The 20,764-nt window shown below is 68.3% G+C and carries 20 protein-coding genes and 2 pseudogenes; 13 read left to right on the forward strand and 9 right to left on the reverse strand.

Annotated elements, in window-relative coordinates:
- Window positions 1-61 precede the first annotated feature (61 nt).
- The 9 genes and pseudogenes from rpmH (at window position 62) to AC5Y4C_RS19140 (ending at window position 6,416) form a co-directional block, all read left to right on the forward strand.
- Window positions 62-205, forward strand: a complete 144-nt coding sequence (rpmH, locus tag AC5Y4C_RS19100; protein WP_083088040.1) for a 50S ribosomal protein L34 — start codon at window positions 62-64, stop codon at window positions 203-205.
- A gap of 22 nt (window positions 206-227) precedes the next feature.
- On the forward strand, window positions 228-587 hold the full coding sequence (gene rnpA, locus AC5Y4C_RS19105) for a ribonuclease P protein component (RefSeq protein WP_499965180.1): 360 nt from the start codon (window positions 228-230) through the stop codon (window positions 585-587).
- Window positions 584-943 carry a membrane protein insertion efficiency factor YidD gene (yidD, locus tag AC5Y4C_RS19110; protein ID WP_499965182.1) on the forward strand — a complete coding sequence of 120 codons (360 nt, stop codon included), beginning with the start codon at window positions 584-586 and terminating at the stop codon, window positions 941-943. Before rnpA ends, yidD begins: the two co-directional genes overlap by 4 nt.
- A 43-nt stretch (window positions 944-986) precedes the next feature.
- Window positions 987-2,030 carry a membrane protein insertase YidC gene (yidC, locus tag AC5Y4C_RS19115; protein WP_500008516.1) on the forward strand — a complete coding sequence of 348 codons (1,044 nt, stop codon included), beginning with the start codon at window positions 987-989 and terminating at the stop codon, window positions 2,028-2,030.
- Window positions 2,031-2,077: 47 nt separating this feature from the next.
- A complete protein-coding gene (locus AC5Y4C_RS19120) occupies window positions 2,078-2,656 on the forward strand; it encodes a Jag family protein (protein WP_499912660.1) in 579 nt (192 codons plus the stop codon).
- 66 nt (window positions 2,657-2,722) lie between these two features.
- On the forward strand, window positions 2,723-3,415 hold the full coding sequence (gene rsmG, locus AC5Y4C_RS19125; protein WP_499965184.1) for a 16S rRNA (guanine(527)-N(7))-methyltransferase RsmG: 693 nt from the start codon (window positions 2,723-2,725) through the stop codon (window positions 3,413-3,415).
- A gap of 93 nt (window positions 3,416-3,508) precedes the next feature.
- A pseudogene (locus AC5Y4C_RS19130) lies at window positions 3,509-4,434 on the forward strand (ParA family protein); the annotation flags it as partial.
- 24 nt (window positions 4,435-4,458) lie between these two features.
- Window positions 4,459-5,430, forward strand: a complete 972-nt coding sequence (locus AC5Y4C_RS19135; RefSeq protein ID WP_499912664.1) for a ParB/RepB/Spo0J family partition protein — start codon at window positions 4,459-4,461, stop codon at window positions 5,428-5,430.
- A gap of 227 nt (window positions 5,431-5,657) precedes the next feature.
- Window positions 5,658-6,416 (forward strand): acetyltransferase, encoded by a 759-nt coding sequence (locus tag AC5Y4C_RS19140; protein WP_499949716.1) that lies wholly within the window; start codon window positions 5,658-5,660, stop codon window positions 6,414-6,416.
- On the opposite strand, the gene AC5Y4C_RS19145 is transcribed toward AC5Y4C_RS19140, so the two are convergent.
- From AC5Y4C_RS19145 to AC5Y4C_RS19180, 8 genes are all read right to left on the reverse strand, one after another.
- Entirely contained in the window at window positions 6,406-7,599 is a 1,194-nt protein-coding gene (locus tag AC5Y4C_RS19145; protein ID WP_499912668.1) for an N-acetylmuramoyl-L-alanine amidase, read from the reverse strand. The genes AC5Y4C_RS19140 and AC5Y4C_RS19145 overlap by 11 nt on opposite strands.
- A gap of 164 nt (window positions 7,600-7,763) precedes the next feature.
- Complete coding sequence (gene trxA / locus AC5Y4C_RS19150; RefSeq protein WP_499912671.1) at window positions 7,764-8,096, reverse strand: thioredoxin; 333 nt, start codon at window positions 8,094-8,096, stop codon at window positions 7,764-7,766.
- Window positions 8,093-9,067, reverse strand: a complete 975-nt coding sequence (gene trxB / locus AC5Y4C_RS19155; protein WP_499965186.1) for a thioredoxin-disulfide reductase — start codon at window positions 9,065-9,067, stop codon at window positions 8,093-8,095. The genes trxA and trxB overlap by 4 nt, the downstream gene beginning before the upstream one ends.
- Before the next feature lie 109 nt (window positions 9,068-9,176).
- The gene (locus tag AC5Y4C_RS19160; protein ID WP_499965188.1) at window positions 9,177-9,758 is read right to left on the reverse strand and encodes an RsmA family anti-sigma factor; all 582 of its coding nucleotides are present in this window, start codon (window positions 9,756-9,758) and stop codon (window positions 9,177-9,179) included.
- A gap of 36 nt (window positions 9,759-9,794) precedes the next feature.
- Window positions 9,795-10,367: an RNA polymerase sigma factor SigM gene (sigM, locus tag AC5Y4C_RS19165; RefSeq protein WP_499965190.1), complete on the reverse strand. Its 573-nt coding sequence runs from the start codon at window positions 10,365-10,367 to the stop codon at window positions 9,795-9,797.
- A gap of 190 nt (window positions 10,368-10,557) precedes the next feature.
- Window positions 10,558-14,142 carry a murein biosynthesis integral membrane protein MurJ gene (murJ, locus tag AC5Y4C_RS19170; RefSeq protein ID WP_499965192.1) on the reverse strand — a complete coding sequence of 1,195 codons (3,585 nt, stop codon included), beginning with the start codon at window positions 14,140-14,142 and terminating at the stop codon, window positions 10,558-10,560.
- On the reverse strand, window positions 14,139-16,391 hold the full coding sequence (locus AC5Y4C_RS19175; protein WP_499965202.1) for a DUF6049 family protein: 2,253 nt from the start codon (window positions 16,389-16,391) through the stop codon (window positions 14,139-14,141). Before AC5Y4C_RS19175 ends, murJ begins: the two co-directional genes overlap by 4 nt.
- Window positions 16,392-16,468: 77 nt before the next feature.
- Window positions 16,469-17,272 carry an NUDIX hydrolase gene (locus AC5Y4C_RS19180; RefSeq protein WP_499912680.1) on the reverse strand — a complete coding sequence of 268 codons (804 nt, stop codon included), beginning with the start codon at window positions 17,270-17,272 and terminating at the stop codon, window positions 16,469-16,471.
- A 99-nt stretch (window positions 17,273-17,371) separates the two neighbouring features.
- On the opposite strand from AC5Y4C_RS19180, the gene AC5Y4C_RS19185 reads away from it, so the two are divergent.
- The 4 genes and pseudogenes from AC5Y4C_RS19185 to AC5Y4C_RS19200 all read left to right on the forward strand — a co-directional run bounded on the left by AC5Y4C_RS19185 (window position 17,372) and on the right by AC5Y4C_RS19200 (window position 19,954).
- The gene (locus AC5Y4C_RS19185) at window positions 17,372-18,808 is read left to right on the forward strand and encodes a CCA tRNA nucleotidyltransferase (protein ID WP_499965194.1); all 1,437 of its coding nucleotides are present in this window, start codon (window positions 17,372-17,374) and stop codon (window positions 18,806-18,808) included.
- 17 nt (window positions 18,809-18,825) lie between these two features.
- Window positions 18,826-19,329, forward strand: a complete 504-nt coding sequence (locus AC5Y4C_RS19190) for a pullulanase (RefSeq protein ID WP_499965204.1) — start codon at window positions 18,826-18,828, stop codon at window positions 19,327-19,329.
- 23 nt (window positions 19,330-19,352) lie between these two features.
- Window positions 19,353-19,470 (forward strand): annotated as a pseudogene (locus tag AC5Y4C_RS19195) (type II toxin-antitoxin system CcdA family antitoxin); the annotation flags it as partial.
- A 118-nt stretch (window positions 19,471-19,588) separates the two neighbouring features.
- On the forward strand, window positions 19,589-19,954 hold the full coding sequence (locus tag AC5Y4C_RS19200; RefSeq protein WP_499965206.1) for a type II toxin-antitoxin system VapC family toxin: 366 nt from the start codon (window positions 19,589-19,591) through the stop codon (window positions 19,952-19,954).
- A gap of 30 nt (window positions 19,955-19,984) precedes the next feature.
- Here the strand turns inward: AC5Y4C_RS19200 and AC5Y4C_RS19205 are convergent, their stop codons facing one another.
- Window positions 19,985-20,758: a TIGR03084 family metal-binding protein gene (locus AC5Y4C_RS19205; protein WP_499912683.1), complete on the reverse strand. Its 774-nt coding sequence runs from the start codon at window positions 20,756-20,758 to the stop codon at window positions 19,985-19,987.
- Window positions 20,759-20,764 lie beyond the last annotated feature (6 nt).

The raw sequence follows: 20,764 nt of genomic DNA on the forward strand, positions 1-20,764 counted from the left end.
GCATGGTGGGTTAGACGATGCGCGAGTCGACGAGGTGCCAGACGCATGAGGAGAAAATGCCGTGGCCAAGGGCAAGCGCACCTTCCAGCCGAACAATCGCCGGCGCGCACGCGTGCACGGTTTTCGCCTTCGGATGAGGACCCGCGCGGGGCGCGCGATCGTATCCAACCGCCGGCGCAAGGGCCGGCGGACGCTGACTGCTTGAGTCGGCGCGGATAGCGACGACGGTGCTTCCGGCGCACAACCGGATGACGCGGTCGACGGAGTTCGGCGCCACTGTCAAAAACGGGGTGCGGGCCGTCGAACGGGATCTCGTGGTGCACGCGCATCGCTGTGACCGCCCCGACGACGTCGGCCCGCGGATCGGCCTGGTTGTCGGTAAGTCCGTCGGCTCCGCCGTGGATCGGCACCGGGTGGCGCGACGGCTGCGTCATGTCGCGCGCAATCTGCTCACCGAACTCGACCCGGCGGACCGGATCGTGATCAGGGCGCTGCCCGGCAGCTGCTACGCGATCTCGGCGCGGCTGGAACAGGAGCTGCGGTCGGGTCTGACGCGTGCCCGGGTGCTGCCGAGGAGCCAACGGTGAGAGCGGACCTCACGGCGGCGCGTCGCTGGCCGGTGCGCTGTGCAATCTTCGCGATCGAGCTGTACCGCACCTACGTGTCACCGCTGCGCTTGCCGACATGCCGGTTCATGCCGACCTGTAGCCAGTACGCGGTCGAGGCGCTGACCGAGTACGGCTTGGTCAAGGGCGGCTGGCTGACCGCGGTGCGGCTGGCGAAATGCGGACCGTGGCATCGCGGCGGATGGGACCCAGTCCCGGAGGAACACAACAGCATTCATCGGTGCGGCGACGTGGAAGCGCTTGCCCGAAGCCCAGAATGTGCAGCCGACGGCTGGGAGACCCCAGCGCAGCGAGGGGAGAGCACGTCCCGTGTTTGATCTGTTCAGCCTCGACATCATCTACTACCCGGTGTCGGCGATCATGTGGCTTTGGTACAAGGCCTTCGCCGCAGTGCCGTTCCTCGGCCCGTCGAGCTTCTTCACATGGGCGCTGTCGGTGATGTTCCTGGTGTTCACGTTGCGCGCGATTCTGTACAAGCCGTTCGTTCGGCAGATCCGCACCACCCGCCAGATGCAGGAGATGCAGCCGCAGATCAAGGCGCTGCAGAAGAAGTACGGCAAGGACCGGCAGCGCCTGGCGCTGGAGATGCAGAAGCTGCAGCGCGAACACGGGGTCAACCCCATCCTCGGGTGCCTGCCGATGCTCGCGCAGATCCCGGTGTTCCTCGGGCTCTACCACGTGCTGATGTCGTTCAACCGGACCCAACACGGCATCGGTCGGCTGGGGCTGAGCCCCGATCAGAACCGCCAGATCGGCAACTACGTGTTCAGCGTCGCCGACGTGAACCACTTCCTCGACGCCAACTTGTTCGGTGCGCCGATCGGGGCGTCGATGACCCAGTCGGCGGGAAGCATCGCAGCGTTCCACGAATTCAACCGGCTGTCGGTGATTTTGATCGGGGTGCCGCTGATGCTGCTGGCGGGCTTCGCGACGCACATGAACAGCCGGGCGTCGATCACGCGGCAGAGCCCCGAGGCGGCGGCCAACCCGCAGACCGCGATCATGAATCGCCTTGCGCTGTACATCTTTCCGCTCGGCGTCGTCGTGGGTGGTCCGTTCCTGCCGCTGGCCATCATCATCTACTGGTTCGCCAACAACATCTGGACGTTCGGGCAGCAGCACTACGTGTTCGGCAAGATCGCCAAAGAGGAAGAGGCGAAGAAGCAGGAAGCGCTCGCCCGACGGGCGGCGAATGCACCCGCACCCGGCGCGAAACCGACCCGGCCCAAGAAGGCAGCGGGGGACGGAGCCGGTGACGGCGCGGTGAAGTCCGACGCCGACGCCGCGGATGGCCGCTCGGGAAAGAGCGACAGCGCACCTCCAAACGGTGCAGCCTCGGACGGCGGAGGCGGCGTCGGCCGGACGCCGCGACCGGGCGCGCGTCCGAAGAAACGCAAACGTTGAAGCCGGATGCCGCGACAGCGGCGGGCACATAGGGGAGAGGGACACGGATGAGCGACGCAGAGACCGCCGAGCGCGAGGACAACGTCGACGACAACGTGAACGACGACTCGACGGGCGATGTGAGCGACGAGGCGGCCGGCAGTACCAAGGTCGACGACCTCGAGGAGCGCTTGGTGGCCGAAGGCGAGATCGCCGGGGACTATCTCGAGGAGCTACTCGATTTGTTGGACTTCGACGGTGATATCGACCTCGACGTCGAGGGCAACCGAGCCGTCGTCAGCATCGACGGTGGCCAGGACTTGGTGAAGCTGGTCGGCCGCCGCGGTGAGGTGCTCGACGCGCTGCAAGAGCTCACCCGGCTGGCCGTGCATCAGAAGACAGGCGAGCGCAGTCGGTTGATGCTCGACATCGCGAACTGGCGCCGCCGCCGCCGCGAGGAGCTGGCCGCCCTCGGACAAAAGGTGGCCCAGCGAGTGTTGGAGACGGGAACCCGCGAGCAGCTCGCCCCGATGACGCCATTCGAGCGCAAGATCGTGCACGACGCGGTGGCGGCGATCCCCGGTGTTCGCAGCGAGAGCGAAGGTCAGGAGCCCGCGCGGCGCGTCGTCGTCCTGCTGGATCAGTAGGCCCGACTTACATCGATGTAGTTCGATGGCCGCGATTGTCCCGGCCGCCGCGGAGGGATGTTTCACGTGAAACATGGCGTGCCGCCTGATCCCCCGCCCGCTGCGGGTCGTCTACTCGGAGATCGCCTCGGCTTGGCGATGCGGTACGCCGAGCTCCTCGTCACTGCCGGCGTCGAGCGGGGACTGATCGGCCCACGGGAGGTCGACCGCATCTGGGACCGCCACATTCTGAACAGCGCGGCTATTGCTGAGCTGCTGCCGCCGGGTGCGCGAGTAGCGGACATCGGCAGCGGGGCTGGCCTTCCCGGCATACCCCTCGTCCTCGCGAGGCCGGACCTACGGATGTCGTTGGTGGAGCCGATGCTGCGCCGCGCCACCTTCTTGCTGGAGGCGGTCGACGCGCTCGGGCTCGGTGTCGCGGTCGTCCGCGGCAGAGCGGAGGAACCGGACGTTCGCGCTCAGGTCGGCCCGGCAGACGCCGTGGTGTGCCGGGCGGTCGCGTCGCTCGATAAGTTGGCGAAGTGGTCGGTGCCGCTGTTGGTGCGCGGGGGATTGCTCATTGCGATCAAAGGCGAGCGAGCCGAGGAAGAAGTGGAACGGTATCGGCGTGTGATGGCGTCGTTAGGTATAGAGACTGTCAGGGTGGTGAGATGTGGCGGGGACGACTTAGATCCGCCGACGACCGCAGTGGTCGGGGAGCGGACCGACGCGACCCCACGGCAGACGCGAAGGCGAGCGCAAAGCGGGAGGCGACCGTGACGACGGGCGACACGTCCAGAGAAGCGGCCACCGCGGACGCGAATGTTTCACGTGAAACCTCGATAGCGGGGCCGGGGAGCGTCACCGACGTAACGCCGAGCAACCCCGCCGCCGACACCGACTCCCCGTGGCGCGCCGACCCGGCCGACACCCCGATCGGCGCCGCCGCGCACCGGGCCACGCAGATTCTGCACACCACGCACCCCCGCCTCCCTCGACCGTCGCGCCGGCGGATCTTCACGGTCGCGAATCAGAAGGGCGGCGTCGGCAAGACCACCACCGCGGTGAACCTCGCGGCGGCTCTCGCGCTGCAAGGCCTCAAGACCTTGGTCATCGACCTCGATCCGCAGGGCAATGCGAGCACCGCCCTGGGCATCGAGCACCGGCACGCCGGCACGCCGTCGTCATACGAGATGTTGCTCGGCGAACTACCGCTGGCCGACGCGATCCGCAAGAGCCCGCACAGCGAGCGCCTGTTCTGCGTCCCGGCGACCATCGACCTCGCCGGCGCGGAGATCGAATTGGTCAGCATGGTGGCGCGGGAGAACCGGTTGCGCACCGCGCTCGCAGCCCTGGACACCACCGACTTCGACTACGTCTTCATCGACTGCCCGCCGTCGCTTGGCCTGCTGACCATCAACGCGCTCGTCGCGGCACCCGAGGTCCTCATCCCCATCCAGTGCGAGTACTACGCGCTCGAGGGGGTGTCGCAGTTGATGAACAACATCGAGATGGTCCGAGCGCATCTGAACCCGGCGCTGACTGTGTCGACGGTGGTGCTGACCATGTACGACGGCCGGACCAAGCTGGCCGACCAGGTGGCTGAAGAGGTCCGCCGGTACTTCGGTGACAAGGTGCTGCGCACCGTCATCCCGCGCAGCGTCAAAGTCTCCGAGGCGCCGGGCTACAGCATGACGATCATCGACTACGACCCGGGCTCACGCGGAGCGATGAGTTACCTCGACGCCAGCCGCGAACTCGCGCACCGCGACGGCCCCGCTGGGCCACCGAGTCGCTGACAGACCAACGAAGAGGAGGCACTGATGACCCAAGCGTCACGCCGCAAGGGCGGCCTCGGCCGCGGGCTGGCATCGCTGATCCCGACCGGCCCCACCGAGACCGGTGCGGCGGGCCTCGGACCGCGCATGGGTGACGCCGCCGCGGACGTCGTGCTGGGTGGTCCGCCCGCGGTCGACGCCGCGTCCGTCGGTGCGGTGTACCGAGAGATCGACCCGGCGATGATCGTGCCGAACCCGCGTCAGCCGCGACAGGTGTTCGACGACGAAGCCCTCGCCGAACTCGTGCACTCCATCCGCGAGTTCGGGTTGATGCAGCCGATCGTCGTGCGTGCTCCCGATTCGGCCGGCCGCTATCAGTTGGTCATGGGGGAGCGGCGCTGGCGAGCCGCCCAGCAGGCCGGCCTCACCGCGATCCCCGCTATCGTGCGCGAGACCTCCGACGACAACATGCTGCGCGACGCTTTGCTGGAGAACATCCACCGGGTGCAGCTCAACCCACTCGAGGAGGCGGCGGCCTACCAGCAGCTGCTCGACGAGTTCAACGTCACCCACGACGAACTTGCCGCGCGGATCGGCCGGTCGCGGCCGTTGATCACGAACATGATCCGACTGCTGCGGTTGCCGATCCCGGTGCAGCGCCGCGTCGCTGCGGGCGTGCTCTCGGCGGGCCATGCCCGCGCGCTGCTGGCACTGGAGGGGGGTCCGGACGCACAAGAGGAGATGGCGGCCCGGATTGTCGCCGAGGGGCTTTCCGTGCGCGCCACCGAGGAGGCGGTCACGCTGGCCAACCGCGGCGACGCCACACCCAGTACCGGCCCGCGCCGCAAACCGATCCAGATGCCGGGCTTGCAAGACATCGCCGAGCGACTGTCGGGCGCGTTCGACACGCGGGTCACCGTGAGCCTGGGCAAGCGCAAGGGCAAGATCGTCGTCGAGTTCGGATCCGTCGACGATTTGCAGCGGATCGTGGCGCTGATGGACAACGCGAACCGCTGATTTCGCCCGTGCGCTGACACCGGGCCGATACGTCACTGTGACGGCATCAAGACCGGATCGCGACGTGCAAGTGACCTCCGCGCGAAAGATTGTGTGGCTCAGGAATTTTCACGCTGCGGGGGAGTCGACCAATGCAGAACCGCCGAAACTGGCCCATACCGCCCACCCTCTTTTATTCTGGAAGCGCTGCCTTGGGCAGCAGCATCCCATGGAGGCCTCAGAGCGTAGTGTCTGCCCGAATCACGCCACTGCGGCTCGAGTATTTCGAGCAGCTTCCTAAGCATGCCCGGCGCTGCGTGTACTGGGAAGTCGACCCGACTGCGCTGGGCAGCGACGACCACTTCGCCGATCCCGAGTTCGAGAAAGAGGCCTGGCTGTCGATGGTCATGCTCGAGTGGGGTGCGTGCGGCCAGATCGCGGTCCCGGCTCGGCACGAACGCACCGATGCCGAAGACGGCGGCGAAGACACCGCCCTCGACGCGCCGTGTATCGGCTACGCGCTGTACGCGCCGCCGGGCGCGGTGCCGCGCGCGAGATGTTTCCCCACCGCTCCGGTGAGCCCGGATGCGGTGTTGCTGACGACGTTGGGGGTCGAGCCCGAACATGCCGATACGCTGTCGCGGCGCCTGATCGCGCAGGCGGTCGCTGATCTGCAGCGCCGCGGCGTGCGGGCGCTGGAGGCGTTCGGTCGCACCGCCGAAGCCGACGAACTCGTCGACCATCGCGCCGCGCCGGCAGACGTCAAGCCGGTGGTCGAGCCGTTCGGTGACTGCTCGTTCGACCAGTGCATGATCACCGCGGACTTCTTGCTCGACGTCGGCTTCACGGTCGTCGCCCCCCATCCGTACTTCCCGCGGCTGCGGCTGGAACTCGACCAAGGCTTGGGGTGGAAGGCCGAAGTGGAGGCGGCGCTGGAGCGGCTGCTGCAGAGCGCGCAGATGGAGCCGGTGGGCGCCGGTGCCTGCAGGGTGGACGCTACCGACTGAGCCGGCTGGTCTGTTCCACCGACAGTTCGTGCGCCAGCAGCTCGGCGAACGTGAAAGTGCCTGTGGGGCGGTCGTTTTTGCCGAGCAGATAGAGGCGCTTGACCGCGGCCAGAATTCCTTCGGCGATCGAGTCGCGGGTCTGTGCGGTTACCAACATCGCGCGGTCGCGTGGATTCGTGATGTAGCCGATGTCCACCTGAACCGTCGGCATCCGCGTCAACCGCAGCAGATCCCAGGTGCGGCCGTGCGCGCGGCAGTCCAGTAATCCCGTGCGCGCCACCACTTCACGCTGAATGAAGTCGGCGAGGTTGCGCCCGATCGTCGACACCGAGCCGTGCGAGTTGCCGAAGTGAAACGACGCAACACCGTTGGGCAGCGGACTGGGCTGGGTGGCGCAGCGCAAGCTGATCATCAGATCGGCGCCGACGGTGTTCGCCGTTGCGGCCCGCTCGGCATCCGACGGGCTGCGGTTGGCCGGGCGGGACAGAAACGTTTCCATCCCGATCGCGGTCATCCGGCCCTCGAGCCGTGAAGCCAAGTCCCACAAGATGTCTGACTCGCTGATCGGCCCTGCGGGCCCTTGCACGATCGCGCCGTGATCGTCACCGCCGCGGCCCGGGTCGATGATGATTCGCTTGCCGGACAGCCGTGGACCGGAGCTGCGCACCAGCTCCTCTTCCCGAATCGCATGCGGGGAACCGCCGGTCACGCGGGAACCGAGAAAGTACAAGGAGCGCAACGTTTCTGGGCCGCAGATACCGTCCGGAGTGAGCCCGTACTCGCGCTGGTAGGACATCAGTGCGTTGTGCGTATGCAAACCGAAGTGGCCGTCCACCAGCCCGGTGTAAAAGCCCAGATCTTGCAGTCGGGCCTGCAGCGAGGCCACGTCGTCGCCGTACATCGGCGCGCCGAACTGGTGATGCAGGACCCGTGCGCCGAGCCGGTATGACGCCTCTTTCAACGCCCGGTACGTGGCTTCACCGACGACCCCGTCGACGAGCAGGCCGCGATGCTGCTGGAACGCCCGCACGGCTTGGTCGAGTTCGGCGTCGAACAGCTCGGGGACCGAATGCTTTCCGGTGGTCAGGTCCGCGTCGGGATCCTCCAGCCAACCGAGCGACGCGAGCGCGCTGCGGATTTCGGCAACCGCGCTGCTGCGGTCGCCGCGGCGCAGAGTCGACATAGAAGGCCTTTCGGTCACGGTCGTCGAGCCAGACGTCACGTCGCGCGGTTGTCGTGTTCTCAATGCTTCTCGCGCAACCGGCTCATCGCCGAACTACACATATTGTCGCAGACGGTTCTCCGAATCGAGAAAACGCCAGGCGACCCGGCGGGCCGCCTTGTCGGCTAGATCTCGTCGGCGAGCTCCCGCAACAGGGCCGCCTTGCTCTTGGCGCCGACGATCCGTTTGACCGGCTGGCCACCCTTGAACAGGATCAGCGTCGGGATCGAGATCACCTGGAAGTCGCGGGCGGTCCCCGGATTGGCGTCGATGTCGATCTTGGCGACGGTCAGCGCGCCGGACTTCTCTGCGGCGATCTCCTCGAGCACCGGGGCCACCATCCGGCACGGCGAGCACCACGTCGCCCAGAAGTCGACCAGGACGGGCCGCTCGTTGGCGAGGACGTCCTGGGCGAAGGAGTCGTCGGTGACGGCGATGGTCGCAGTGGATTCGGTCACAGCGGTGCTCCAATCAAGTTGTCGGCGGTGTCGGTGTGGGCGGTCTCGGCGAGCCAGCGTTCGGCGTCGATAGCCGCGGAACAGCCGGTGCCGGCCGCGGTCACCGCTTGCCGGTAGGTGCGGTCCACCAGGTCGCCGGCGGCGAAGACCCCCTCCGCTGAGGTGTGGGTACTGCGGCCGCGCACCAGTACGTAGCCGTCGCCGTCGACGTCGATCTGGTCGCGGACCAGATCAGAACGGGGATCGTGGCCGATCGCGACGAAAACGCCGGTGACGTCGAGCGTGCTGTCCTCGCCCGTTCTGGTGTTGTGCACGCGAAGCCCGGTGACGCTGCTGTCGCCGAGCACCTCAGAAACCACGGTGTTGGTGAGGAAGCGGATCTTGTCGTTGTCTTCGGCGCGGGCCAGCATGATTTTCGACGCACGGAACTCGTCGCGGCGGTGCACGATCGTGACGCTTCGGGCGAAGCGGGTCAGAAACGTCGCCTCTTCCATTGCCGAGTCGCCGCCGCCGATCACCGCGATGTCCTGCTCGCGAAAGAAGAACCCGTCGCAGGTGGCACACGAGCTGACCCCGCGGCAGAGCAACTCCTGCTCGCCCGGTACGCCGAGGTAGCGCGGGGCAGCTCCCATCGCCAGGATCACCGCGCGGGCATGGTGGGTTTCGTCGCCGACGGTGACGGTCTTCACCGGCCCGGTCAGCGACACCGCGTCGACGTCTTCCATGCGCAGGTCGGCGCCGAACCGCAGTGCCTGCTCGCGCATTTCGTCCATCAACTCGGGGCCGGTGATACCGGCGCGGAATCCCGGAAAGTTCTCGACTTCGGTGGTTGTCATCAGCGCGCCACCGAATTGCGAGCCTTCGAACACCACGGGGGACAGCTGGGCGCGGGCGGCGTAGATCGCCGCGGTGTAGCCGGCCGGTCCTGAGCCGATGATGATCAGGTCGTGGACGGTGGGGGACGACGCCATGTCAGCCTTTCTGCCCGTGGTCTGCTCGCCATCGTGTCGGACTCCGGGGGCGATGGTTCAAACACCAGGGTATGTGGCGGTGTTCCCGGCCCTTGTCATGGCGCCCGTGTCATGGACGGCGGATCCGGGTGTCGGCGACCAAGCCGGTGTCCGCCGAACTGCAGTTCGGCCGTACCGCCAGCGCCGCGACGGTGTCCGGGTTGTCACCGGGCAGCACCAGTACGACGGCCGGCGCACCGCTGATCTGGACTTGCCGGGCACCCAGCACGGGGCCGGCCGCCGGGTATCCCAGCCCGCTCAAGCACGACGAGCGGCGGCGAGGGTCCGCGAGTCCGCCGAAGTCGGGTGGCTGGTTGAGCATCGCGATAATTTCGTGGTCGGCAAGCGGCACGGTCGGGGCGGACGGTGCGGAGGTCAGCTGCTGAGGCGAGAACGCGGTCCCGGGGCCGCTGTTTCGAAGGAGCATGGCCGTGCCCAGGCCGGCCGCCGCAACCGCGGCGGCGACGCCCACCGCGGCGCTGATCCGGGCGGCCGTGGTCCGCCGAGGCGGCGACGTGGCGCGCAAGGCGCAGACCACGCGCGCGGTGACCGCCGTCGGGACCTCCGGCGCCGAGTCGGCGTCGGCGCCGAGGCGGGCGAGGTCGGCGCGGATTCTGTCGACCGCAGGCACCGCCGGTCTGCCGCTGTCCATGCACCTGTTGTACCGCGGCCGGGCGACGGACTTGTGTTATCCGGCGGCGCTGCGGGCGGCGTCGGGGTGAAAGTAGCGCAGCATCAACGCCAGCCGGGCGCGCCCGCGGGCGCATCGGCTTTTGACCGTGCCCTGCGGTACGCCCAGCAGCCTGGCGGCGTCGGCCACCGAGTACCCCTGCATGTCGACCGCGACGACGGCGGCGCGCTGCTCGACCGGCAGCCGCATCAACGCCCGCTGCACTTCCACTGCGGTGTCGGTGCGCGAGCTGGGGTCGCTGACCGGGTAGACATCGTCTTCGATCTGGACGGTGACGTGAGTCTTGTTGCGCCGCAATCGATCAAGGCAGGCATTGACCACGATGCGGTGCAGCCAGCTGCTGACGGCGGCGTCGTTGCGGAACGAAGCCGCGCTGCGATGCGCCGACAGCATGGCGTCCTGCAAAGCGTCTGCGGCGTCTTCCCCGGTGCGGCTGGTGAGCCGGGCCAGCCGGTAGAGCTGACGTTGATGGCGTAGGAACAGCTCCTCGAATGCGTAGCGGTCGCCTGCGACGTGTGCGGCGAGCAATTCTGCGTCGGAACGTTGCTGTGATCCCCCGAAGCACCCCACAGCCGAACCTTAAGCCGACGCAGGGGCACCCCTGAACGCTAACTGGGAGATTGCTGACGATCGCAATCAGTCGTCGGCTATGTACGGTTAGCCCGCGTTCCGCGCATCGCAGATCGGTCCACGTGGTGCGGTTAGCCGATGCGGTCTGGGTCGCGCGCAAACTCCATCGATGGCATTCACTGGACGACGGCTACGTGGTGCCTTCGAGCGAGACCTCGTAGATATTGGAGACGCTTTGGCCGTCTGTGCTGCCCAACGTCGAAATCCACACCAGCACATGCGATGTCGCGGTCGACGTGTTGACCGGGATCCGGTTCGGGCCGGGCTGCACCGGGGTGGGAGCGGTCAGCGCCGCGGTGTCATCGAGGCTGCCGGGCGAGGCACTGTTGGCGGCACGGATTTGAATCTGCGTGCCGGTGCTCGACAGGTTGATGTTGACCGCGGTGAGCTTGGTGGGCTGGGCAAGTTGCAACATCAGCCCGACACCGTTCTTGAAGTTCGGAAACGGGACGCTGTCGGTGTAGACGTCGGTCTTCCACGCGGTCGACGTGTTGCCGTCGATGGCCAATCCGGCGTCGCCGGGGTTGTCCGGGCCACCGCCCGGTGAAAAGACTTCTGCGCGAACAGGTTTGATGGTGTTGCCGCTGGTGCCCGGCGCCGACGGCAGACTGCTGGTGGGATTGAGGCCCAGCTGATCCTGGGTGCTCGAGTAGCCGTCGTCGAAGCCGTTGAACAGCGCTGCGGCCAACAACGTGGCCACCACCAGGATCGCGCCTACCACACCGAGTCCGATCAGCAGGCTTTTCCGGCGCCGAGCGCGCTCGTCGTCGTCCAACGCACTCGAGTTACGAAAGCCGTAGCTGCGGAAGCGCGACGACGGTGCCGGCGCCTCGACCGGGGTGATCAACTCGGTGCGGTCGGCATCCGCAGTGGCCTGCTGTAAGACATTCAAAAGCGTTGCAGCGCTTGAGATTCCGCCCGCCTTCTGGACAGATCGCGCGGCGGCCGCGGAAATCTGGAACGGAATCGTGTTGTCGACGACTTTCGGCTCGATCGGATTGCCCGCCGGATCGAGGTCGGCCGGCGCCAACCCGCTGGGCACCCCACTTTCGGGTAATGGCCAGCGATCCACCAGCAGTGCGTACAACGCAGCACCGATGCCGCGCAGGTCGCTTTCCGGCGTCGCGTCGGGCATGGTCGCCGGAAAGGCCAGCGCCACATTGCCTTCGATACTGACGCGCACGCGGCTGGGGTGGTCGATCGACAATGCGACACCGGCGCGGTGAGCCGCTTCGGCGGCTGCAGCCAGTGACTGCATCGCCCGGGCGCCACCGATCGGCGACGGCGAAGTGTCGGCCACCTCCTTCAGGGAACCGCCGCGGATCCACTCCGACACCACCAGCCCCCCGTGGCGGGTGCGTGCGACGTCGAGCACGCGGGCGATGCCGGGCAAGTCGATCCGGCTCAGCCGCAGCGTGCGGGCGAGGATGTCCTGGACGACATCCGCGGGCAGCTGTCCATCGGGGTCGACGAACGTCAGCGCCACCTGACGGTCCAACGCGGTGTCCAGGGCCTGCCAGAACTGCAGGCTCTCCGGTCCGCCGTGGAACACCAGCAGCCGGTAGCGGCCGTCGGCGATGATCGCGCCCGGGATGAGAGGGACGTCGGCTTCTGAACGTGACGAGTCGGCCGTGTCGCGCGGCGCGGCGATGCCCATCGACTCCCGCGTCGGGTCGCCGGCGAAATCGCCCGGTGAGCGATCTGGACGGCCAAGCCCCGTCGTCTCGAGATGTTCGGTCGGCTCGGCGGGCACGTCAGGCTGGAAATCGTCCGCCGCCGGCCGCTGCAGCCGGGTGGTCGCATCCGAGGCGGTCCTGCCCGCGTCCTCGTCGGTCACCGCCATCCTCTCCCGCGCGTCGGCGCGCACACCGCCGGCCCCGCGCGGGCCGGGCTGGGGCCGCATCAGGGGGCTTCGCGCCAACGAAAACCTCTGTTCAGAGTACGTGAGGGTGGTATCCGGGCGAGGCCGGTCCGAAACCGGAATTGCCTCGCGAGCTGTGTTCTGCGCAAAGCGGTGCAGGCGCCGGCGCACCGCGGAAACCGCCGCGTGAGCCTCGGGCACCTGGGCGCTGAGCATCACCGCGGCGATGATCGGCGCCATGATCAGGCCCAGCAGCACCAACCGCACCAGCGATCCGGCGCCGCCGCCGTGCTCTGTCAGGCGGTGGAACCCCAGCAGCCGGTCGGCAACGTAGGCGGCGAGCGCTGCCAGCAGCGATGCGGCGGTGGTGACCAGCACGGTGCGTACCACCTCGGCGGTGTAGAGGTGGCCGTGCGTCAGGTTCAGGGCGGGGCGCAGCAGCAGGTAACCGGCGATCGCACCGGCGAGGAAGCCGAGCCCGTTGGCAAGGCCAAGGTACCCGGCGACCATCTCGGGATTGTCGATCACGTGATGTGCCGTGAGCTGTTGCACCGCAAGGGATGCGGCGATCTTCACGGTGGTGATCACGACGATGATCGCGATCGGCGTCCACGGCCGCTGGCGCGCGTAGAACACCCGCAGCTGCAGCAGCACCAGTGCGTACGGGATGAGCGTGAAGGCTGACAACGCGATCGCGCTGCCCAGGTAGCCGGCGTCGACGGAGCCGAACTTGCCGTAGGCGAAAAGTGCCGAGCCGATTGCCGATCCGCCCACGGTCATGACCGCGACCGTCGGAATCAGCGTCACCATCGTGAGTCGGGTGGCCAGCGCGAGGTCGTCGAGCACGGCCGGAATGTCGTCGGCGGCGGCGTTGCGGGACAGGCGCGGCATCACCACAGTCAGCACCGTCACGCCGATCATGCCGAACGGCAGCATCAGCACCAGCCAGGTGTAGTTGTAGATCGCTGGGCCGGAAGCCGCTGCCCAGCTTGCGATCTGGTTGCCGACCACCAGACCGAACTGGCTGATCAACACGTACAGCACCATCGCGGCGGCCATCGCGCCGAACTGTTTGAGCCGATCATCGAGGCCCCACAGCGGACGCAGGCTGATGCGCTCGCGGGTGATCGCCACCAACAGCACCACGGTCTGCGCGGCCACCCCCAGCGTGGTGCCGATGCCCAGCACCAGAAGTTTGGTGTTGCCCGGCTCCACCGAGAGTTCGCCGGGGACAAAGACATACACGCCCAGCGTCGCGATCGCGACGAGGTTGTTGACCACCGGTGCCCAGGCAGGCGGCCCAAAGATGTTGCGGTTGTTCAGGATTGCCATGAACACCGACGACAGCCCGTAGAAAAGTACTTGAGGCAGGAGCAGATACGCGAACGCGATGGTGAGCGGCTTGTCCACCTGGGGGTCGCTGCCCAGCATCAGCCGGACCAGCAGCGGCGCCCCCGCGACGGACAGCGCGGTGGTGACGATCAGCAGTGTCGTGGCCAGCGTGACCAGCCTGCGCACGAATGCGGCGCCGCCGTCGGGATCGTCGCGTTCGGCACGGGCCAGCACCGGCACGAAGATCGCGGTGAAGGTGGCTTCCAGCACCAGCGCGGCGACCATGTTGGGCAGCTGATTGGCCACCGAGAACGCACTCGACAGCGCGGCGCCGAGGATCGCGGCCAGCAGCACGATCCGGGTGAAGCCGGTGATGCGGCTGACAAGGGTCGCGAACGCCATGCCCCAGGACCGCGACACCACCGCCGCGTCGGTCAACTCGGCCCGAGCGGCAGTGGGTGATGCGGCGCTTGAGCCCGCAGCGTCGGGCCGGGCCGCGGCGGGCCGGCTGCCGGCGGTCACTGCGGTTCCGGCCGGTCGAGGTCGGCGGGATCGGGCTGGCCGCGGAACCGGTGCCACAACCGCCGCCCGGCCAGCGCCACCAGCACCGCCGCCGCCGCCATCGTGATCGCGAACAACACCTTGCCGTAGGCGTTGGAATGCACCGACAACCGCACCGGCTCACCCAGTTGCAGACCGTCGGGTGTGCGCAGGGTGACGTCGACGGCGACGCGTTGAGTGAAGTTGACCTCGATGGGCACCCGCAGCGGCAGGTATCCCGGCGGGAGTTCTTGCACGCCGATATCGGTGGCTGTCATGCCGGGCGGAGTGTCCACCTGCAGCCGCACCTTGATGGGCACCGGCAGGTCGTTGCGCAGCGCCAGCGGCAGCGGACTGTGCTCGGTGGCCAGGGTGTAGGACCCGCCGGGGTTCACGATCGTCACCGCCCCGAACATGTCGTCGACCGCGACGTCGACGGCCGACATCCGTTGCCGCGCTTCGTCGTTACGGGCGTCGGACGCGATCGCCTGGCTCAGCGCGCGCAGCATGTCTTCGCGCAGCGGCGCGGTGTACTGGGTGCCGCTCAGCCCGGTGCGCGGGTCGGTGGTCAACGCCGACGTCAGCCCCCACAGCCGGCCGACCTGACGAGTCATGTGGGCGGTCACCGCGTCGTCGATGCGATTGCGGCCGGGGCTGGCCATCGTCTGCGAACTCGACGTCGCTGTCGCGGCGGCCTCGCCGATCAGCGCTTGGAGCGGGCGGGGCGCGGCCAGGCCGGCGTGCACGGCCGTCGCCAAAGCGGTCATGATCGCCTGCGCGTCAGGCGCCTGTAGATCCCACGCCAGCGGTGGCATCAAGATCTGGCTGCGCGGCGCGGTGTCGGGGTTGAGCCCAAGCCATAACATCGCGCCGATTGCGTCCTGGCGGCGCGCCGCCTCCGAGTCATGACTGTTAGGCACGACCAGCGAGTGGTCCAGATACGACGGCGACACCGGGCTGCGGCCGGCCGCGGCGAGCGCGGCGCCGACCGTCGGATCGAACGGTGCCGCGACCAGCCGGTCGGACAGCCGGTGCGGGTTCACGTTCGCCGGCTGCGGCTTGCCGTCGATTTCGTCTTGCGCGGTGCAGTCGGCGGCGGAGATCGCGACAGTGGGGCCGTGCGCGGTCAGCAGCTGGGCTGCTGCCGAGGTCAGCGTGCCGTCACCCATCAGCGTGACACCGCGCGTGGAGTTCACCCCGAGGATCTGGTCGACGACGTCGGCGGCGTTTTCCGTCGCAATAGCCGCCAAACCGGGGTCGCCGACCCGCTGCAGCGCGTCGAGGTCGGCTTGGGCGTACGGCGTCGGCGCCACACACATCCGCCGAGCCAGCGCGCGCAGCCGGTCCAACCAGCTCGTCGCCGCGGCCTGACCGGCGCCCGGATGGGTGGGGGAGTTGCGGTCGTCGGGCTTGTCGGTGACGACGTAGCCGGCCGTCATCGCGTTGACGGTCACGAGCAGGTCGGGGTCCACCGCCAGGCACAGCGCCCCGCCGATGCGACCGCCGGGGTCCACGGTCGGTGAAGTGGCGAAGTCCGCGGCTGACAGCAAGATGTCCAGCCGCCCGCCCGGGGCCAGCGACGTCGCCAACTCGTCGTCGACGAGCCGGACCGGCGTCACACCGCCCGGCGCGCCGGGGGCGAGCCGCGGCCGGTCGGCCAGTGGCCACAGCATCGTCACGGCGACGGGTTTAGACGTGTCGGGCGGCACCACCGACGTCAGCGCATCGGCCGACTCCACCGACGGGTCCGCGGGCACACCGAGCACCGGCAACAGGAAGCGGCCGTCGTCGAGTCGGGCCGGCTCGCCGTAATCGGGGGTGCCGTTGACGTTGACGAGCAGCGGGTACACGCCGGGCTGGTCGATGCCCAGCGACGGCGCCGACGACGAGCGCAGCGGATACGCGAGTGTGAAGCCGCTGGACTGGCCGCGTTGCAACTCGGGAGCCACGGTGACGAAGTCGCCGACCGGGCGGTATTGGTCAGTACTGCCGTCGAGGTTGGTCCGCAGCCCCTGCGGTGACGTGACCGGCCCGGCGTGCTCGAGGCGGACGACGATGTCGCGCACCGAGCGGTCGCCGACGTTGCGGACGGTGCCGTTGACCGTGACAGTGGCGTCTCCCGTGGTCGTGACGATCCCCGGGGTGACGCGGTCGATGCTGACTTCCAGGAAGCGGACGTCGCCAGGTTCGCCTGCCGCGGCGCGCGGCCCCAGGGCCATCACCGCGGGCATCGCGACCAGCATTGCCGCGACGACGAGCCGCAAAGCCGCTGCGGGTGCCCGCAGGAGTGCGCGGCGCCGCGAAGGTGTCACTGCCGGCGCCTGTGACCGTTCGTCCGGTCGGACTCGCCACTATCTGCTTCTTGCGCAAGCGGCTCGCGAGCTTCGCGCAGTCGCTCGCCCTCTGGCGTCTGCTCGTCGCGCCGCCGTCGGGTCCGGCTGTGTGTCTGGCGCCGCCGCCACGGTGTGCTGTGCGGCAGCGGCGGCAGCGCGCCGGGCCCCTTGGTGTGCAGGGTCTGGATCAGCTCACCGGCTACCTCCGCGAGCCGGCGTTCGTCGGCGTAGGCCAGCCGCGACGGCAGCTCGTCCAGCGGCACCCAGGCCACCTCGCTGACTTCGAGGTCGCGGTCGGACAGCTCGCCGCCGAGGAAACGCAGGAGGTAGTGGTGCACGGTCTTGTGGACGCGCCGGCCTTCGGTGACGAACCAGTAGTCGATGCTGCCGAGCGAGGCGAGCACGTCGCCCTGGATGCCGGTTTCCTCGGCAACTTCCCGGATCGCGGTCTGCTCGGCGGTCTCGCCGAGTTCGATGTGGCCCTTAGGCAGCGACCACAGCATCCGGCCGCGCCGGTCGATGCGGCCGATCAGTGCCGCCATCTGGCTGCCGTGCGGATCGTCGAGTCCGTCGACCACCAATCCACCCGCAGAGGTTTCGTGCACGGTACGCAAGCGGTCCGGCGATCGGCGGCCGCGTTTTGCCGGTTTCGTGTCACTGCTTGGGGTGGGGGTTTGCTTCGTGGACTGCGGGGCTGCGGTGTCAGTGGGGGCGGCGGCACGCTTGCCTCGGCGCCGACCTCGGCGCCGTCGCGGCCTTGCCTGTTCGCCGTCCGACACCCAAGCGATAGTAGCTGTCATGACATTTCACTCCTGGCCCACGCGCCGGTGGACGGGGCGCACCGTATGGCTGGGGAGTGCGCATTAGGGTAGTCGAACGTGCCTGAAACCGCCTCCGACGCCGAACTGCTCGCCGGCGCCGCGGTTGCACTGAATCAGCACGCGGACACGCTTCGCTCCCTGGGCTCGGTGTTCGTCCGGGCGAACCGCGAACTGTATCTGGTGGGCGGCAGTGTGCGAGACGCGGTCCTGGGCCGGTTGGGCGCCGACTTCGACTTCGCCACCGACGCACCTCCCGAAGAGGTGCAGCAGATCCTGCGTCCCTGGGCGGATGGCTTGTGGGACATCGGCATTGAGTTCGGCACCATCGGGGCTACCAAAGGCGAGCACCGGTTCGAGATCACTACCTTCCGCTCCGACACCTACGATCAGGTGTCGCGCAATCCGGACGTGCGGTTCGGCACCAGCATCGACGAGGACCTGGTCCGCCGCGATTTCACGGCGAACGCGATGGCCGTGCGGATCACTGCGGACGGCCCGGCGGACTTCATCGATCCGCTCAACGGGCTGGCGGCGATCCGTGATCGGCTCCTCGATACGCCGTCCGCGCCGGAGGTGTCGTTCGGCGACGACCCGCTGCGGATGCTGCGGGCGGCGCGGTTCGTCTCGCAGCTCGGCTTCTCCGTCGCGCCGCGGGTGCGTGCCGCCATCGAGCAGATGGCGCCGCAGCTAAGCCGGATCACCGCCGAACGGGTGGCCGCCGAACTCGACAAGTTGCTGCTGGGTCAGGACCCGGTGGCCGGCATCGAGCTGATGGTCGACACCGGCATGGGCGACGTGGTGCTGCCGGAGGTCGGCGCGATGCGGCTGGCGATCGACGAGCATCATCAGCACAAGGACGTCTACCGGCACTCTCTGACCGTCCTGCGGCAGGCGATCGAGCTCGAGAACGACGGCCCGGATCTGGTGTTGCGCTGGGCGGCGCTGCTGCACGACATCGGCAAGCCGGCGACCCGCAAGCTCGAGCCCGACGGCGGGGTCAGCTTCCACCATCACGAGGTGGTCGGCGCGAAGATGGTGCGCAAGCGGATGCGCGCCCTGAAGTACTCCAAGCAGATGATCGACGACGTCTCGCAGCTGGTGTATCTGCATCTGCGTTTTCACGGTTATGGGGACGGCAAGTGGAGCGACTCGGCGGTGCGGCGCTACGTCACCGACGCCGGCCCCCTGCTGCCCAAGCTGCACAAGCTGGTCCGCGCTGACTGCACCACCCGCAACAAGCGCCGCGCCGCGCGGCTGCAGGCCAACTACGACGATCTCGAGCGACGCATCGCCGAGCTCGCCGCCGAGGAGGATCTGCAGCGGGTGCGGCCCGACCTCGACGGCAACGAGATCATGCAGCTACTGGGGATCCCGGCCGGCCCCCAAGTCGGAGAGGCGTGGCGGTACCTGAAGGAGTTGCGGCTGGAGCGCGGCCCGCTGTCGAAAGAGGAGGCCACCGCCGAGCTGCTGAAGTGGTGGAACGCGCGAAGCTAGGGCGGCGTCCAACCGGCATGGAGTACTGCTTCGGTGCCGGTGACGGCTCCGCGTCGATGTGGGTGGGCACACCGGACACCGACCTCGACGGCGACGGTGAGCTGGACGCATTGCGGCTGGATTTCGACGGCGACGGTCGCCTCGACGACGCGATCGCCGACCTCGACGGCGACGGGCTCGCCGACCACGTCGCACTGGATGTCGACGACGACGGCACCGCCGAAAGCTGGTTCACCGACGACGGGTCGGGCACGTGGGCGGTGGCGACGCAGCGCTCCGGTCAACTGCGCTGGTTCAGCCTCGACGGCATCGAACACACCGGTGGCCCGAGCGTCGACTTCGACGGCGACGGGCAGGCCGACGACCGGCTGGTCGACAGCGATGGCAACGGACTCGCCGACCGGGTGCTGTGCGACGACGGCGCAGTCGGCTACGTGGACACTGACGGCGACGGGCGCTGGGACCTCGAGCTCGCCGACACCGACGGCGACGGTGTCGCCGACATGTCGAAACAGCTGTAGCGATCCGCCTGGTGTGTACATTTATGTGTATGGCCCGGCTGAATGTCTACGTTCCCGACGAGTTGGCCGAGCGCGCCCGTGCTCGAGGGTTGAATGTGTCAGCGCTGACCCAGGCCGCAATTGCCGCCGAACTCACGCGAACGGCGATGGCGAGCTGGCTTGGTGACCTGCCCGTCGTCAGCCGACCCGTTGAGCATGAGACGGCGATCGCCGCGCTCGACCAGGCGCGCGACGAGTTCGGCAGGTGAGCGAGGCGAGTATCGTCCTTGACGCATCGGCCATGGTTGACCTGTTGCTGGGTCGCATCGGAGCCCGCGATCGCCTGGAGATTGCCCAGGTTCACGTGCCGGCACATTTCGACGCCGAGGTGCTCTCCGCGGTCGGCCGGCTATGGCGGGCGGACCTGGTCGATGTCGAAGACGCCACCGCCTGTGTTGAGGCTCTCCAACGCGCGCCGTTCACACGCCACCCGTCCGACAGCCTTGTCGTCGGTGCCTGGCGCCGACGGAACAGCTTTCGCCTAGTTGACGCGCTCTACGTCGAGCTTGCTGAGCGACTTGGCCTTCCGCTGCTGACCACAGACACGCGATTAGCGAATGCATACTCCGCAGCGGAATTGCTCTGATGCCGAGAGCGACGCTTTGCGTCGGCAGGTTCAGCGGCCGGGCCCGGGCGGGCCGGCGAACGCCTGCGCGATCGTCAGCCAGTGCGCAGCGTCGTCGCCCTCTGCCTTGACGTCGAGTGCCGACAGCGGCCGCCGTTGCGTCACCAAGTAGCAGAAGTCCAACGCTGAACCGGTGATCCGCTGACGAGCATCCTCGGGGCCCCACGTCCATGTGGAACCGTCGGGAGCGGCCAGCTCCACCCGAAACGGCTCGGCCGGCACAGGCAGGCCGTGCACCGCATACGCATAGTCACGGGTGCGCACCCCGAGGTGTGCGATCGAACGCAGCCGCGCGGTGGGCTCCCGCTGCACCTGCAGCGCGTCAGCCACGTCGAGGCCATGCGCCCACGTCTCCATCAACCGCGCGGTGGCCATCGACGAGGCGCTCATCGGCGGCCCGAACCACATCAGCTTGCGGGTCGGCGGTACCGCGAGCAGCTCGTCGTGTAGCCGCCGACGCGTGATGCGCCAGTCGTCGAGCAGCTCGGCAGGCGACCGCCTCGACTCCTCTTCGGCCGCGGCGTCCACGAACCCGGTGGGATCGGCGGCCGCGGCCGCCAGCAGCTCGCCGAACGCGGGTTCGTCGGTGACCGACGTCAGCGCCACCCGGTCGGTCCACAACAAGTGACCGATCTGGTGCGCAATCGTCCAACCGGGCGCGGGTGTGGCTGTCCGCCAACGGCTTTCAGGCAGCGAGGCAACCAGGGCGTCGAGTTCGTCACTCTCTGCGCGCAGGTCGTCGACGATAGGAGCCGCATCCGCCATGCCGCA

Source organism: Mycobacterium sp. NGS35 (genome assembly GCF_059812855.1).

What these genes read in the sequence shown, in the direction of transcription:
- AC5Y4C_RS19120 (WP_499912660.1), top strand. Translation starts at nt 2,078, where the DNA reads ATGAGCGACGCAGAGACCGCCGAGCGCGAGGACAACGTCGACGACAAC.
- AC5Y4C_RS19145 (WP_499912668.1), bottom strand. Translation starts at nt 7,599, where the DNA reads ATGTCGACTCTGCGCCGCGGCGACCGCAGCAGCGCGGTTGCCGAAATC.
- yidC (WP_500008516.1), top strand. Translation starts at nt 987, where the DNA reads ATGTGGCTTTGGTACAAGGCCTTCGCCGCAGTGCCGTTCCTCGGCCCG.
- AC5Y4C_RS19190 (WP_499965204.1), top strand. Translation starts at nt 18,826, where the DNA reads ATGGAGTACTGCTTCGGTGCCGGTGACGGCTCCGCGTCGATGTGGGTG.
- AC5Y4C_RS19205 (WP_499912683.1), bottom strand. Translation starts at nt 20,758, where the DNA reads ATGGCGGATGCGGCTCCTATCGTCGACGACCTGCGCGCAGAGAGTGAC.
- trxB (WP_499965186.1), bottom strand. Translation starts at nt 9,067, where the DNA reads ATGGCGTCGTCCCCCACCGTCCACGACCTGATCATCATCGGCTCAGGA.
- AC5Y4C_RS19175 (WP_499965202.1), bottom strand. Translation starts at nt 16,391, where the DNA reads ATGCCCGCGGTGATGGCCCTGGGGCCGCGCGCCGCGGCAGGCGAACCT.
- AC5Y4C_RS19160 (WP_499965188.1), bottom strand. Translation starts at nt 9,758, where the DNA reads ATGGACAGCGGCAGACCGGCGGTGCCTGCGGTCGACAGAATCCGCGCC.
- AC5Y4C_RS19135 (WP_499912664.1), top strand. Translation starts at nt 4,459, where the DNA reads ATGACCCAAGCGTCACGCCGCAAGGGCGGCCTCGGCCGCGGGCTGGCA.